Genomic DNA, 14,091 nt, shown 5'->3' with positions numbered 1-14,091 from the left:
GGGTTCTCCTCAAACGGCGTTCATGGTCAGAAGGTCGTAGGTTGCGACCAGTTCGTCATCGCCGTTGGTGACTGCCACCGCCCAGCGCATTTCGCCCATGGTTGGCGTGCGCAGCGACTTGGCCTTGGCGGTAAGGGCCACCTTGATGCTGGTGCCCGGTTTCACCGGCTTGATGAAGCGCAGGTGCTCCAGTCCGAAATTGGCGAGCACCGGACCTGGCGCGGGATCGACGAACAGCCCGGCCGCGAACGACAGGATCAGGTAGCCATGGGCTACGCGCCCGCCGAAGATCGGGCTGGCGGCGGCGGCCACCTCGTCCATGTGGGCGTAGAAGTTGTCGCCGGTATAGGCGGCGAAATGCTCGATATCCTCCAGCGTGATCGTGCGCGAGGCGGTGTGCAGGGTGTAGCCCAGTTCCAGTTCGCCCAGTCGCTTGCGGAAGGGGTGATCAGCGCCGACCGGCTGCGGTGCGCCGGGCAGCCATTGCCGGATCAGTGCGGAAAGCACGCGCGGATGGCCCTGCACGGCGCTGCGCTGCATATAGTGCTTCACGTTACGCACCCCGCCCAGTTCCTCGCCGCCGCCAGCCCGGCCGGGGCCGCCGTGGATCAGCATCGGCAGGGGCGAGCCGTGACCGGTCGATTCCCGCGCGCTGTCGCGGTCCACGAACACCATACGGCCGTGGAAGGCACCAGCACCAAGCACGAAGCGGCGCACCATTTCGGCATCGTGGGTGAATACCGATAGCGCCAGCGAGCCAAGCCCGCGATTAGCGAGCGCGATCGCGTCTTGCTCGGTATCATAGGGCATCAGCGTACAGACCGGGCCGAAGGCCTCGACATCGTGGACGGCCTGCGCCTCCCACGGCCGGTCATGCCGGAACAGCAAGGGAGACTGGAACGCGCCATTTTGTGCGTCGCCGAGCGCCTCGACGTCGTCGATTGCGCCGAACACCAGATCGCATTCCTGCGCCAGGGCGCGGGCCTTTGCGCGCACGTCCTCGCGCTGGGCCAGGCTGACGAGTGCCCCCATGTGCACGCCTTCGCGCGCCGGATCACCCACGATCACGCCGGAAAGGCGTTCGGTCAGTGCAGCCTGCGCGGCATCCAGCAGCGCGCGCGGCACGAAGGCGCGCCGAATCGCGGTGCATTTCTGCCCGGCCTTGACGGTCATTTCCTTGACCACTTCCTTGACGAAGAGGTCGAATTCCGGGCTACCCACGGCAGCGTCCGGAGCAAGGATCGAGGCGTTGAGCGAATCCCGCTCCGCCACAAACCGCACCGCATTGCGCGCCATAACGGGGTGACTCTGCAGCTTGATCGCCGTCTCCGCAGAACCGGTGAACGAGACCACGTCTTGACATGTCAAGTGATCGAAAATGTCACCGATAGCGCCGACAACCAGCTGCAATGCGCCCGCAGGCAGCACACCTGCCTCGATCATGATCCGCACCGCGTGCTCTGCCAGCGGCGCGGTGGCCGTGGCGGGCTTCACGATCACCGCCATGCCTGCCATCAGAGCCGGTCCCAGCTTTTCGAGCATTCCCCAAACGGGGAAGTTGAAAGCATTGATGTGTAGCGCCGCACCCTGCAGCGAGGTGTAGATGTGCTGCCCGGCAAAGCTTCCGGTCTTGCCGATCGCTTCCAAATCGCCATCGACGATGATGACATCATCCGGCAGCTCGCGCCGCCCCTTGGAGGCCGTGGTGAAGAGGGTGCCCGCGCCGCCTTCGATGTCGATCCAACTATCGGCGCGGGTGGCACCAGTCTGCGCGGACAGAGCGTAAAGTTCTTCCTTGCGCTCGATGATTGCCTGCCCCAACGCCTTAATGATCCCGGCGCGCTGGTGAAAGTTCATGGCGCGCAGCGCCGGGCTACCGATACTGCGGGCGTGATCGAGCATGGCTGCAAAATCGATCCCCTCGCTGCCCGCAAGGGCTACTGCTTGCCCGTCGAGCGCTGAGCGCACGGGCTGACCGGCGCCGGTGCCATCGACCCACCGGTCAGCGAAGTAGTTCTGCAGTCGTGTGGTCATGGTAGCTCCGAAAGCTGGAATTTGTGACGGTCAGCGGCCGGCGAAAACCGGGCGGCGCTTTTCGGTGAAGGCGGCGACGCCTTCCTGATAGTCGACGCTTTGGCCAAGCTCGCGCATCAGGTCGCGCTCGAGATCGAGCGCCTCGCCGAGCGAACGCCCAAACGAACTGCGCAGCGCCTGCTTTGTGGCAGCGAGGCCGCGGGTCGCCCCTTTGGCAAAGCGCGCGGCCAGCGTGCCCGCCTCGTCCATCAGCGCTTCATCATCGACGCATTTCCAGATCATGCCCCAAGCCTCTGCGCGCTCGGCGGGGAGGGGATCGCCGGTGAGGGCCAAGCCTAGGGCCCGCGCCTGTCCGGCAAGGCGGGGCAGCACCCAAGTGCCGCCTGAATCCGGGATCAGACCGATATTGGCGAACGACTGGATGAACTTCGCACTGCGCGCAGCAATCACGATGTCGCAGGCGAAGGCGATATTCGCGCCGGCACCGGCTGCCACGCCGTTGACCGCGCAGATCACCGGCAATTCCATCGTCGCAAGACGGCGCACCAGTGGGGAGTAATGGCGTTCTACCGCGATACCGAGATCGACCGCCTCGCCGCCCGGCGCCACTGCCGGATCTGACAAGTCCTGGCCTGCGCAAAACCCGCGCCCGGCTCCGTTGAGCAGCAGGCAGCGCACTGATTTGTCGCCATCGATCCAGTCGAGCGCTGCGCTCAGTTCCTCATGCATCTGGACCGTAAAGCTGTTGAGCCGGTCCGGACGGTTCAGCGTGATGCGTGCCACGCCTCCTTCGATCGCCAGCGCGATGGTCTCGAATTCCATCCGTCTCTCCCACTCTCGAATCGCTTGAGTTAAATTAACTGCCCAGACGGTTAATTATTGGCAAGCGGCTTTTTTGCCGATAGCTGTGGCGATGAATCGAGATTGGAACTGGGAGTAAGAGATGGAGGCGGACGCCCAAGCGAGTGATGGGGGCAATGCCGCGCTCGCACTGAATGTAGCGCAGGCCCTGTTCTCGCGTGAAGGCACCGGACCGGCGTGGGGTTTGCGGGTCGTGGCGCCGCCCGGTCCGGCTATTCCCAGATCGGCGACAACGCCCTTGCCTATGCCTGCAACAGCCGTAACGCGGCCAGCATCGCGCAATCGGCGTGGATCATTTTCCTCGTTCCGGCAAGCGCCGTCGAGGTTCTGCTGGCCTAGGCGCAGGAAGACGCGACTAGCGGGCGCAGCGGGATCTACCGCGTGACGGTGCGCGCGAAAGACCACCAGCACGTTATCGCGCAGTCTAAGGCCCTTCGCGCACGGGCGGCAGGGAGGTAATTGCGGGGCTGGAATATGTTCATTGACCAGTCGGTCAATGAAAGTTAGCCAACGTGATCAGAGGGAATCAGCAGATGTACACGACTGAACTTGGCAAGGTTTCGCCGCTTCAGGACGGCGCGCAGGAAGATCCTGAGCGCCTCGCTGCGTTCGAGGCGCGCGTTGCCGCCGATGAATTCGTTGAGCCGAAAGACTGGATGCCCCAGGCCTATCGCCGCACCCTGGTGCGCCAGATCTCGCAGCACGCACATAGCGAGATTGTGGGAATGCTCCCCGAAGGCAACTGGCTGACCCGTGCGCCGAGCCTGCAGCGCAAGGCGATCCTGCTGGCAAAGATTCAGGACGAAGGCGGCCACGGCTTGTACCTCTACTGCGCGGCCGAAACGCTTGGCACCAGCCGCGAGGAAATGATCGACGCACTGCATTCGGGGCGCGCCAAGTATTCAACCATCTTCAACTATCCGACACTTAACTGGGCGGATATTGGCGCGATCGGCTGGCTGGTCGATGGCGCGGCGATCATGAATCAGGTGCCGCTGCAGCGCACCTCCTATGGCCCTTATGCCCGCGCGATGGTGCGGATATGCAAGGAGGAAAGCTTCCACCAGCGTCAGGGCTATGACCTGTTGCTGGCACTGGCGAAAGGCACGGCGGCGCAAAAGGCGATGTCGCAGGATGCGCTCAATCGCTGGTGGTGGCCAGCCTTGATGATGTTTGGTCCGCCGGATGAAAACTCGCCCAACAGCGCCCAGTCGATCCGCTGGCGAATCAAGCGTGAGACCAACGACCAACTGCGCCAGAAGTTTGTCGATGCGACGGTCCCGCAGGCCGAATTGCTCGGCCTCACTATCCCTGATCCTGATCTCAACTGGAACGAGCAGCGCGGCCACTACGACTTTGGCGCGATCGAATGGGACGAGTTCTACGCCGTCGTGCGCGGCGAAGGGCCGACCGCCAAGGAACGCATCACTGCGCGCCGCGACGCTTGGGCCAATGGCGCCTGGGTGCGTGAGGCTGCTGCCGCATTCGAGGCAAAGCGGGCCGCGCGTGTCGCCGCCTGATTATCGGGAGGATAGAATGTACGATTGGCCGCTCTGGGAAGTTTTCATTCGTGCCCGCGGTGGGCTTGACCATCGCCACGCGGGATCAGTACACGCGCCTGATGCGCACATGGCGCTGCGCCATGCACGCGACACCTATACCCGCAGGCTCGAAGGGGTGAGCATCTGGGTCGTGCGTTCCAGCGATATCGTCGCCTCCGATCCGGCGCAGGACGGTGCGATGTTCGAACCCGCCGCCAGCAAGATCTACCGCCACCCGACATTCTACGTGCTTCCTGAAGCCGTGGACCATATGTGAGGCGCGGCGATGGACCATTCCCTGTTCCGCGCATTGACGCAGCTTGGCGATGACAGCCTGATCCTGGGCCAGCGCCTGTGCGAGTGGTGCGGCCACGCCCCCACGATCGAGGTGGACCTTGGCCTGTCGAACCTTGCGCTTGACCTGATCGGGCAGGCGACGTTGTTGCTGGACTATGCCGGTGAAGTAGAAGGCGGCGGCCGCGATGCCGATGCCCTGGCCTTCCACCGCAACGCCGAGCAGTTTGCCAACTGCCTGCTGGCCGAACAGCCCAATGGCGATTTCGCCCGCACGGTGGTGCGCCACCTGTTTTTCGCCACCTATGCCAGCGCGCTGTACGAGGCGCTGGCGGCATCGCCCGATGCGCGTCTGGCTGAAATCGCAGCAAAGGCGGTAAAGGAACTGCGCTATCACGCTGATTTCGCCGCCGACTGGGCGGAGCGATTGGGCGATGGCACCGAGGAAAGCCGCGCGCGCATGGCAGAAGCGCTCGATTGGCACTGGCGCTTCGTCAATGACCTGTTCCACGATGATCGGGATTGGGCGGCCTGTGCTGCGCGCGGCCTGGTGCCGCTGCGTCAATCCTTGCGCTATGGCTTCGAACGCGATGTCTCGGCTATTCTTGAACGGGCTGGACTGGCGCTGCCGCGCAAGGTCTGGCCTATCGTTGGCGGACGCAGCGGGCAGCATAGCGAGCACCTTTCGGTGCTCTTGGCGACGATGCAGGTCCTGCCCCGCGCTCATCCCGAAGCGGTCTGGTAGATCGCGTGCCCCTGCCAAGCGACCTTGCCGGGCGGATTGCCGCGATACTCGCCGATGTGCCTGATCCCGAGATACCGGCTGTGTCGATTATCGACCTGGGCATCGTACGCGAGGTCGGTGGTGATGATGGCGCGGCATGGGTCGCGCTGACTCCGACCTATAGCGGCTGCCCGGCAACCAGTGCGATCGGACGTGCGGCTCGGGATGCGCTCGATGCGGCGGGGCTGGAAGGGGTCTCGATCCGCATCGTGCTTTCACCCGCCTGGTCAACTGCGATGATCACGCCCCAGGGTCACGATAAGCTGCGCCGCTATGGCATCGCCCCGCCAAGTGCGACGGGTGAGAGCGGCCCCTGCGCCTGCCCGCGTTGCGGCTCGCTGAGTACCCACGAAATCTCACGCTTCGGCTCAACCCCGTGCAAGGCGCTGTGGCAGTGCGATGCCTGCCTTGAGCCTTTCGATCGTTTCAAGTGTCACTAGGATAGCCGATGTCGACCACGTTCCACTGCCTTTCGATCAGCGAAGTTCGCCAGGAAACCGCCGATGCGATCACTGTACGGTTTGCCGTGCCGGACGCGCTGGCGGGCAGCTTCCGGTTTATACCCGGCCAGCACCTGACGCTGCGCGCGGAGGTGGCAGGCGAGGATCTTCGCCGTAGCTATTCGCTCTGCTCCACCCCTGGCGACAAGGAGCTGCAAATTGCGATCAAGCGCGTTGCGGGCGGCCGGTTTTCGAACTGGGCGGCCGATGCCCTTAAGGCCGGTGCAATGCTGGAAGTCATGCCCCCGGCTGGTGCCTTCGGCTGGACTTTCAATAGCCAGCGGCGAGTGCAATATGCCATGTTCGCCAGCGGATCGGGGATCACCCCGATCCTTTCGCTGCTGAAAGCCGGTCTTGCCGCCGAACCCGCGAGCCATTTCGCGCTGTTCTACGGCAACCGCGATACGGCGGGGATTCTTTTCCTCGAAGAGCTGGCACAGCTCAAGAACCGCTACCTTGACCGGTTCGAGATCCATCACTTCCTCTCGCGCGAGGACGACGAGCTGGAGCTGCTGAACGGGCGCATCGACCGGGCGAAAATGGCCGAAATCCTCGCCCACGTGTTGCCGGCCTCGGCCATTGACGCCGCCTTCATCTGCGGTCCCGGAGCGATGATGGACGCGGTCGAGGGGGCACTGGTTGAGTCTGGCTTGGATGCTGGCCAGATCAGGAGCGAACGCTTCAGTGCGGACGAATTGAGCGCAGCGCGGCGCGAGCAAGTGGAACGACTTGAACGGCAAGCCGCGGGCAAGTCGATCAAGGTCACGATCAACGGCAAGCGCCGCGCGCTGACTTATGATCCGACGCTCGAATCCATTCTGGAAAACACCCGGGCGGCTGGCCTTGCTGCGCCGTTCTCGTGCAAGGCTGGAGTCTGCGCCACATGCCGCGCGCGGGTGGTGGAGGGCCAGGTTGAGATGATCCGCAACTTCGGCCTTACTGCCGACGAGTTGGAGCGTGGCTATGTCCTCACTTGCCAGGCCATCCCGTTGTCCGACGATGTCGAGATCGACTTCGACGCCTGAATGAAAGTCAGTTGGCCGGCGGAATGACCATGTCAAAGGCCATATCCGCAATCTGGGCATAGGTCAGCGCCCCGTCGGCGCGGAACCAGTTGCTTGTCCAGTTGATTGTGCCGAACAGCAGCATGGTCTGCGCTCGCGCCTCGACCGGATCGTCGAACCTGCCGGGCAGGGCGGCGGTAAGCAACGATTGCACCGCGTCGACGATTTTTCGCTGCGTCTCCACGATGTCACGGCGGCGCTCGGCGGGCAGGTTGTCGAGTTCGTTTAGCAACACCTTCTGTCGGTCGGCCGCGCCGACGTAATGCATCAAGAAGCGGTGTAACAATGCGCGCAGGCTTTCACGCGGCGGCAAGCCAGTGGCGGTTACCGCCGCGACGTCTTCCAGTAGCAGGTCGACGTGCGAGGACATTACCGCGAATAGCACGTCTTCCTTCGACGGGTAATAATGATAGAGCAGAGACTTCGATGCGCCGCAGGCGCGGGCGATGTCCATCACCGACGTGCCCAGGAATCCCTTTTGCGCGAACAGGGCGGAAGCGTGATCGAGGATCGCTTCCTTGCGGTCTTCGAAATCAGCGGCCTGGGTTCTGGCCATTGGCGGGCTCTTCCTGCTTATCAAGTGTGCTCCTATCCCGACTAAGCGTTCAGGCGGCAAGGTCAAGTCGCAGCACGGTAATGTCAATGCATACGCACCGCGTTGACGGCTAGGGTTTGAAAGGTAGGGCGAGGCGATAGTTCGCTTTGGTACTGTGAGGGTAGCTTCACGAAAGCACGCCGAGCCCTCAGGTCGCGATTTGATGCTGCAGCGGAGGTCGCAACATTCCATTCCGCCATGGCAGCGGGTCAGAAGGTTCGCATGGCTTGTCTGGAGACCCGGTGACGCTGCAGGTTGAATGTTTAGTTGATTGCTGAGTGGGCGGTGACGTGATGTCGTGGACGACCTCCGCACCAGCGTAGCTGTGGCTTGATGTTACCCGTTGAGTTCGAACGACAGCAAATTTTTAAAGCGAAAAGCGTCTAGAAAACTAGGGGCTGTTCAGGCAGACGGTTCTTAAGAACTGAAAACGTTACCAAACATCCCGCGCCCAAGATCCTGTCGCGTGTGGTGGCAATCATGCTGTTGCGCAGAGGTGTTGAAGCCCTACTGGCTGGAGGGAGCGTCAGCGAGGCAACTGCAAGTGCTCTCGAAGAATGGCATCCGCAGTCCAAATTGCTTGCCAAGTTTCTACCCTGCCGAGGTCAGCTGCCTCGATGCGTTCGGGCCACCGGTCCTCAATCAGGCGATGCAAGCTTTCCCATCTACCATCATCAAGCAGGAATCGAGAGTCGATCGCCGCCAATCCCACTGCCTCCGTTTGCACGCGCAGCCGCAAACAAGCAGGCCCTCCGCCGTTTCGCATCGACTCGCGTACATCGATCACTTCCAGTTTTTCGACCGGTCCTCCGCCAGACACAAAGCGACGGAGCCATCGTCGCACCGAATCGCATTCCTGGGTTTCGGTCGGGACAATGAGCGCCATTCCCCCTGCGGGCAAAGTGACCAATTGCGAGTTAAACAGATAGGAACCGACAGCGTCCCCCAGCGACACCTGATCAGCTGGCACCTCTATGATTACGCAGCCAGGAATGTTCTCCTGGATGAACGCGTAGACGCTCTCCTTGTCCTCGAAGGCCTGTTCATGTGCGAGAAGCACATGTTCATTTGCTACAGCCACTACGTCATTGTGGAAGGCCCCAGCCTCGATTGCCAATGCACTCTGGCGGGCCAGCAAAGTCCGCCGGCTATCGAGCCCGTGAAGGCGCGCGATTGCCTGAGATGCACGGCGGTCCTGCCTTGCCGGAAAGCCATGAGCCTTGCGTTCACCAAAGACGAGGATCTCAATCCCTGGGGCCCCGTGCTGCGGCGCCATCCGCATGTGATTGGCTGCCCCTTCGTCGCCGAAGCAGGCTGGGATGGGCTCGTGAACTGCGAAATGGCGCTGATCGACAAAGATGTGGCGCAGCGTGTCCAAGGTTTCTCGCCACTCCATCGAACGGTGCGGCATCGTCGCGAGATTCGCCACGGTCAGGTGGCAACGGCCATCGGAGGTGTCCGGTGCGGGCGAGACAGTCGCGGCATTGGCCGTCCACATGGCGGAAGCGGACATGGCATTGGCCAGCAAGGCTGGATCCTCTGCCCACGCCGCTGCGCAAACTTTTTCGTCAGTTCCCTTGAAGCCTAGCCGACGGAGGAACCAGGTGTCGGGACGCCTCTGAGGAGGCAGAAACCCCTGATGCAAGCCAAGATCCATGAGCCTGCGCATCTTGTTTAGGCCTTGCAAGGCGGCCTGACGAGGAAAGGAAACCAACCCTGAGTTTTGGTGGCTGGCAAGATTGCCGAAGCTGAGGCCGCCGTAGTTGTGGGATGGACCAATCAGCCCATCGAAGTTGATCTCGAAAAACCCCCTCATGGGCGATTGAGTCCCTTCATTTCGATCGGAACAAGGTCCGACGTCTCGAGGCTGGCGACCGGCCAGGCGACATAGTCCGCTGCATAGAAGGCACTGGGACGGTGATTCCCCGAGGCGCCGATTCCGCCGAACGGTGCGCTGGAGGCAGCTCCGTTGGTCGGGCGGTTCCAGTTTACCACGCCTGCCCTGCTATTCTGCCAGAATCGCCGATAGAGCGCTTCATCGCCGCCGACGAGGCTCGCAGCGAGGCCGAACCTAGTATCATTGGCTACCGCCATCGCAGCGTCGAAATCCGTCACACGCAGGATCTGCAACAGGGGGCCGAAATACTCCTCGTCCACGACTTTTGTTCCGGTCACATCAACAATCGCAGGTGTGAGGAAAGGCTTATCCTCGACCAGCCGTTGAAGAGGCACGATGGTTTTTGACGATCGCGCGGAAAGGCCGCGCGCAGCCGCCAGCAGGCGGTCAGCAGCAGCGTTGTCAATCACCGGCCCCATGAAAGGCTCCGGATCATCGAACGGCGCCCCAATCCTCATTTGCCGAGTGAGTTCGACCAGGCGGTCTACCAAAGCATCTGCCTGCGCCTGTCTTACGATCAGCCGCCGAGCGCAGGTGCATCGTTGTCCCGCTGACAAGAACGCCGACTGAATGACAATGCTGGCCGCTGCAGACAGATCGTCCGCGTCCCAGACTATCAGAGGGTTATTACCGCCCATTTCCAAGGCCAGAATTTTGTGCGGTGTTTCGGCAAACTGCCTGGCGAGCGCCGCACCGGTGGTCGCCGAACCAGTGAACAGGAGTCCGTCAATGTCTGGGTGAGAGGCGAGGTCCCGACCCGTTTCCGAATTTCCCTGGACGACCTGCAGCACTTTATCGGGCAGGCCTGCCTCGCACCAGAAGTCGGCCAGCAATTCACCCGTCGCCGGGGTAAACTCGGAGGGCTTGAAGACGATGGTGTTTCCAGCCAACAGGGCGGGGACGATGTGGCCGTTAGGCAAGTGGGCAGGAAAGTTATACGGCCCGAGTACGGCGAGGACCCCATGTGGTTTGTGGCGCACCGCCTGCTGGACACCTTGAACCTGCCCCTCACGATCTCCCGTTCGCGTGATGTATGCTTCGACCGAAATCTCGACCTTGGCTGCGACGCTTGCGACCTCCGATTCTGCTTCCCAGTATGGTTTTCCGGTCTCCCGCGAGATGACTGTCGCTAGTTTGGCCCCATTTCGCAGCACGACCTCACGGAAAGCCTCAGCTACGCGTACACGCTCAGCGAAAGTGGTCTGAGCCCAGCCGCGCAACGCATCTCGCGCCATTCTTACGGTCGCATCTGTCCGTCCGATCGGACCTTGCCAGACAAGCTCGCCGGTACAAGGATCGAACGATAGAAGTTCAGAATTCGACATGGGCTACCTCTTCCCCAACCTCGGCAAACCGCTCCCCCTGGCGTGTAAGACCAGCAGGATCGCTGCTCGTGTGATCAACCCAGCAACGAAAGTCCCTTCCGCTACCCTTTGACATTAGGGCTGGCCGTCCTTTCGGCTGATTGCCGAGAGACGCGACGACCCCGCATTCCCGATCCGCTATCGCCTTCAAGTCCGACGCGCGGCATTCCACAACCGGACCTGCATCGAAGATGTCGACGTGTTCTGTCAGCCTGAAGCCTTCGTTCATCAGCAGCTTAAGGGCGGGTGCGCTCGATTCATGGACCTTGCCGATGAGCGGGCGCACGGGTTGCGGAAGCATCGAGACGTAGATGGGGTACTTCGGCATGAGGTCAGCAATGAATTGGTTGCCGTTAATGCCGCCATATCGGTCAGCCTCGGCGAGGGGCATGTGGAAGAAGTTGCGCCCCACGCTATCCCAGAAGGGAGTTGAGCCGTTCGGTGCGACCCAGCCGCGCAGCTCAGCCATGATGCGACAGCTGAACCGGTTAGGGAACTGGCCTATCAGCATGTAGCGGCTGCGGGCAAGCAGACGGCCGGTGCCATTTGCCCTGCAGGCGGAGTGCAGGAACAGGCCGCCCACTTCGGTGGCTCCCCCGAAGTCATTGCTCAAATGCAGCATGTCCTCGCAATAGCGCTGCCCGAGCTCCCTGCTGTGGTGGACGATCTGCGTGAGGCGATAGGTGTAGAAGGGCCAAGTCTGGCCCACCTTGCTGAATAGGCAGGCGGTGCCTGCAATGCTGCCTGTGCCATCATCCAATACCAGCAGATACAGTTCATTTTCTGGTTGTGCGATGTCGCGATCGAATGCGTCGATGGAACGCTCTATGCGTTCGCCAAGAGCTTTTCGGTTCGATAGCCGCCTTGCGGGCCTGGTTGGGCTTTCGCCCTCTGCCTGCTTGGCACGGCATAAGCGACTGGAAAAGCTTGGCGTAATTACAGGATACCGGACCGAGATCGCACTAGCCCTGATCAGGCCAAGCATCCGGGTAATGATCGAGATGCGTCTGGCACGTCACTCGACCGATGATTTTAGGCACCTCGAGATGCTGTTGAGAGAAGATAATCGTGTGCTCGAAGCAGCTGAAATCAGCGGAAAAATGGATTACTATGCCTCGCTTTGCTTGCGAGACATGAATGAGTTGCGTGATTTCATAGACAATCTCACCGGAAAGGCACCGGTTATCGAGGCTGTCAACTCATTCGTAGTCCTACACATGGCGAAAAGTCCAATCGTCCCCCCGCTTGAATAGGACGGTGTAGCTCGGCAGTGGAGATAGTATACGGACTCTGGGGCCACCGATAATTACGCTCAACAATGTGCGAAAGTACTGACGACGGGCTGGGAACGTCGATTCCAGCTTTTTCCCTGAATGGGGTAAAGCTGGCGACAAAGATCACGCTCTAGGCTCAGGACCCATCGATCGGCAGGCAACGATATGATTCAGGCTCCGCGAGGAGACTGAGCACGAGTGACCTATATTGGCTGACGGACGAGAAAATGGCGCGTCTGTTGCCGTGTTTTCTCAAGAGCCACGGCAAGTCACGGTCCGACGACCAACGGGTGCTGGGCGGGATCATCATAGTCAACCGGACCGGACTGCGCTGGCGGGATGCACCCAGAGAATACGGGCCGCACAAGACATTGTATAACCGCTGGAAGCGGTGGGGCGAAATGGGCGTGTTCACTCGGATGATGGAAGGCCTGTCCGCCCAGAGGGCCGAGCCGCAGACCGTCATGATCGACGCGACCTATCTCAAGGCCCACCGCACGGCGTCCAGCCTTGGGGTAGAAAGGGGATCTCAGGCGTCTGATCGGACGGACCAAGGGCGGCCTGAACACCAAGCTTCACGCGATAACCGATGCCAACGGCCGCCCTTTCAGCTTCTTCATCACGGCCGGCCAGCACAGCGATTACGCCGGTGCAGCGGCCTCGCTCGACGATTTGCCCAAGGCCAAGTGGATGCTCGCCGGCCGTGGCTATGACGCGGACTGGTTCGGAGATGCGCTGGGGCTGCCATCAAACCTTGCATTCCGGGGCGAAAATCCCGATTTCTGCCCCTCGAATACGACAAGAGGCTGAACAAACGGCGTAACCGCATCGAGATCATGTTCGGCCGCCTGAAGGACTGGCGCCGCGTGGCAACGCGCTACGACCGCTGCCCAAACGTCTACTTCTCCGCTCTCGCACTGGCGGCCACCGTACTCTCCTGGCTACGATCAGCAAGTCATCGTGTAATTGCGGCTGCTTCCCTCGGACCTCGGTTGAGGCGCACACTTCTGGTTGTCGAATCCTGAAGGAAGGAAGCAGCCATGAAGCATTATGCCGGACTGGACCTGTCGATGGAAAGCACGCAGGTCTGTATCGTTGGCGAAAATGGTCGGAAGCTCGTGTCGGAGAAGGTCGAGAGCACTCCGGAGGCTTTGGCCGCGATGCTCGAACGATACTGTCCAATCGAGCGGGCGGTGCTTGAGACGGGGCGAATGTCGCCGGCAATCTGCTTGGGCCTGCGCGAACTGGGCGTTGCAGTGGTGTGCATTGATGCTCGCCAGGCGCACCAGAGCCTCAAGGCAATGAAGGCGAACAAGACCGATCCGCACGATGCCGCCGGGCTCGCACAGTTGGCACGCACCGGCTTCTACAAGGAGGTGCACGTCAAATCTCCGGCAGCGCATGGGGTGCGCAGCGTGATCACCGCGCGAAGCCATCTGGTGGAAGCGCGTGTCCGGCTCGACAACATGATCCGCGGTCTTTGCGCCACGTTCGGCTATCGCCCCGGGGCTGGGCAAGGGAAGGCATTCCTCGAGAGGATCATGCAGGCGGCACACATCCCGGGCCTTGGCGATGCAATCACATCCTTGCTGGCGGTGCGCGCGGAGTTGGTCGAGCAGATCAAGGAAATGGACCGGCGACTGCGCATCATCACCAGCCAGTCACAGGCCTGCGAAATCCTGATGACCATACCGGGCGTCGGCGTTCAGACCTCAGCCGCCTTCGCCGCTGCAGTGGATGAAGCAGGACGCTTCCGACAATCACGCGATGCCGGCGCCTATTTTGGTCTCGTGCCTCGACGCCATCAGTCGGGCGAGCTCGATTGGACAGGCCGGATCTCCAAGCAAGGGGATGGGACCGTGCGCAAGCTGCTCTACGAAGCT

Annotated in this window: 14 protein-coding genes and 1 pseudogene; 9 read left to right on the top strand and 6 right to left on the bottom strand. The window is 61.6% G+C overall.

Features of this window, described 5'->3' with window-relative positions:
• Positions 1-9: 9 nt before the first annotated feature.
• Positions 10-2,034, bottom strand: a complete 2,025-nt coding sequence (gene paaZ / locus HGI46_RS18055; protein ID WP_118074278.1) for a phenylacetic acid degradation bifunctional protein PaaZ — start codon at positions 2,032-2,034, stop codon at positions 10-12.
• A 30-nt stretch (positions 2,035-2,064) separates the two neighbouring features.
• Positions 2,065-2,856: a 2-(1,2-epoxy-1,2-dihydrophenyl)acetyl-CoA isomerase PaaG gene (gene paaG / locus HGI46_RS18050; protein WP_168905355.1), complete on the bottom strand. Its 792-nt coding sequence runs from the start codon at positions 2,854-2,856 to the stop codon at positions 2,065-2,067.
• Between the two features lie 216 nt (positions 2,857-3,072).
• Between paaG and HGI46_RS18045 the strand changes: the two genes are divergently transcribed.
• From HGI46_RS18045 to HGI46_RS18020, 6 genes are all read left to right on the top strand, one after another.
• Complete coding sequence (locus HGI46_RS18045; RefSeq protein WP_158453980.1) at positions 3,073-3,234, top strand: hypothetical protein; 162 nt, start codon at positions 3,073-3,075, stop codon at positions 3,232-3,234.
• A gap of 194 nt (positions 3,235-3,428) precedes the next feature.
• Positions 3,429-4,415, top strand: coding sequence for a 1,2-phenylacetyl-CoA epoxidase subunit PaaA (paaA, locus tag HGI46_RS18040; RefSeq protein ID WP_118074276.1), 987 nt, complete (start codon positions 3,429-3,431; stop codon positions 4,413-4,415).
• 16 nt (positions 4,416-4,431) lie between these two features.
• A complete protein-coding gene (paaB, locus tag HGI46_RS18035) occupies positions 4,432-4,713 on the top strand; it encodes a 1,2-phenylacetyl-CoA epoxidase subunit PaaB (RefSeq protein WP_118074275.1) in 282 nt (93 codons plus the stop codon).
• 9 nt (positions 4,714-4,722) lie between these two features.
• The gene (paaC, locus tag HGI46_RS18030) at positions 4,723-5,475 is read left to right on the top strand and encodes a 1,2-phenylacetyl-CoA epoxidase subunit PaaC (RefSeq protein WP_168852274.1); all 753 of its coding nucleotides are present in this window, start codon (positions 4,723-4,725) and stop codon (positions 5,473-5,475) included.
• 5 nt (positions 5,476-5,480) lie between these two features.
• The gene (paaD, locus tag HGI46_RS18025) at positions 5,481-5,954 is read left to right on the top strand and encodes a 1,2-phenylacetyl-CoA epoxidase subunit PaaD (protein WP_233497675.1); all 474 of its coding nucleotides are present in this window, start codon (positions 5,481-5,483) and stop codon (positions 5,952-5,954) included.
• 8 nt (positions 5,955-5,962) lie between these two features.
• Positions 5,963-7,039: a 2Fe-2S iron-sulfur cluster-binding protein gene (locus tag HGI46_RS18020; protein ID WP_125955362.1), complete on the top strand. Its 1,077-nt coding sequence runs from the start codon at positions 5,963-5,965 to the stop codon at positions 7,037-7,039.
• A 7-nt stretch (positions 7,040-7,046) separates the two neighbouring features.
• Here the strand turns inward: HGI46_RS18020 and HGI46_RS18015 are convergent, their stop codons facing one another.
• The 4 genes from HGI46_RS18015 to HGI46_RS18000 all read right to left on the bottom strand — a co-directional run bounded on the left by HGI46_RS18015 (position 7,047) and on the right by HGI46_RS18000 (position 11,919).
• Entirely contained in the window at positions 7,047-7,634 is a 588-nt protein-coding gene (locus HGI46_RS18015) for a TetR/AcrR family transcriptional regulator (RefSeq protein WP_118074274.1), read from the bottom strand.
• 565 nt (positions 7,635-8,199) lie between these two features.
• A complete protein-coding gene (locus tag HGI46_RS18010) occupies positions 8,200-9,489 on the bottom strand; it encodes an N-succinylarginine dihydrolase (protein WP_125955363.1) in 1,290 nt (429 codons plus the stop codon).
• Entirely contained in the window at positions 9,486-10,895 is a 1,410-nt protein-coding gene (gene astD / locus HGI46_RS18005; protein WP_125955364.1) for a succinylglutamate-semialdehyde dehydrogenase, read from the bottom strand. Before astD ends, HGI46_RS18010 begins: the two co-directional genes overlap by 4 nt.
• A complete protein-coding gene (locus tag HGI46_RS18000; RefSeq protein ID WP_118074273.1) occupies positions 10,882-11,919 on the bottom strand; it encodes an arginine N-succinyltransferase in 1,038 nt (345 codons plus the stop codon). Before HGI46_RS18000 ends, astD begins: the two co-directional genes overlap by 14 nt.
• Between HGI46_RS18000 and HGI46_RS17995 the strand changes: the two genes are divergently transcribed.
• The 3 genes and pseudogenes from HGI46_RS17995 to HGI46_RS17985 form a co-directional block, all read left to right on the top strand.
• The gene (locus tag HGI46_RS17995; RefSeq protein WP_168852273.1) at positions 11,834-12,187 is read left to right on the top strand and encodes an Lrp/AsnC family transcriptional regulator; all 354 of its coding nucleotides are present in this window, start codon (positions 11,834-11,836) and stop codon (positions 12,185-12,187) included. The two genes, HGI46_RS18000 and HGI46_RS17995, sit on opposite strands and share 86 nt — an antisense overlap.
• A gap of 209 nt (positions 12,188-12,396) precedes the next feature.
• Positions 12,397-13,152, top strand: a pseudogene (locus HGI46_RS17990) (IS5 family transposase); the annotation flags it as partial.
• Between the two features lie 96 nt (positions 13,153-13,248).
• On the top strand, positions 13,249-14,091 hold an 843-nt coding region (locus tag HGI46_RS17985), incomplete at its 3' end, for an IS110 family transposase (protein ID WP_168852366.1).

The sequence above is a fragment of the Novosphingobium sp. ERW19 genome (assembly GCF_012641315.1).
Taxonomy (GTDB): Bacteria; Pseudomonadota; Alphaproteobacteria; order Sphingomonadales; family Sphingomonadaceae; genus Novosphingobium.
This window is presented reverse-complemented; position numbering and strand designations above follow the sequence as displayed.

Bases quoted from the DNA above. Each gene is read 5' to 3' on its own strand.
- paaZ (WP_118074278.1), bottom strand. From the start codon at position 2,034: ATGACCACACGACTGCAGAACTACTTCGCTGACCGGTGGGTCGATGGC.
- paaG (WP_168905355.1), bottom strand. From the start codon at position 2,856: ATGGAATTCGAGACCATCGCGCTGGCGATCGAAGGAGGCGTGGCACGC.
- paaA (WP_118074276.1), top strand. From the start codon at position 3,429: ATGTACACGACTGAACTTGGCAAGGTTTCGCCGCTTCAGGACGGCGCG.
- paaB (WP_118074275.1), top strand. From the start codon at position 4,432: ATGTACGATTGGCCGCTCTGGGAAGTTTTCATTCGTGCCCGCGGTGGG.
- paaC (WP_168852274.1), top strand. From the start codon at position 4,723: ATGGACCATTCCCTGTTCCGCGCATTGACGCAGCTTGGCGATGACAGC.
- HGI46_RS18020 (WP_125955362.1), top strand. From the start codon at position 5,963: ATGTCGACCACGTTCCACTGCCTTTCGATCAGCGAAGTTCGCCAGGAA.
- HGI46_RS18015 (WP_118074274.1), bottom strand. From the start codon at position 7,634: ATGGCCAGAACCCAGGCCGCTGATTTCGAAGACCGCAAGGAAGCGATC.
- HGI46_RS18010 (WP_125955363.1), bottom strand. From the start codon at position 9,489: ATGAGGGGGTTTTTCGAGATCAACTTCGATGGGCTGATTGGTCCATCC.
- astD (WP_125955364.1), bottom strand. From the start codon at position 10,895: ATGTCGAATTCTGAACTTCTATCGTTCGATCCTTGTACCGGCGAGCTT.
- HGI46_RS18000 (WP_118074273.1), bottom strand. From the start codon at position 11,919: ATGCTTGGCCTGATCAGGGCTAGTGCGATCTCGGTCCGGTATCCTGTA.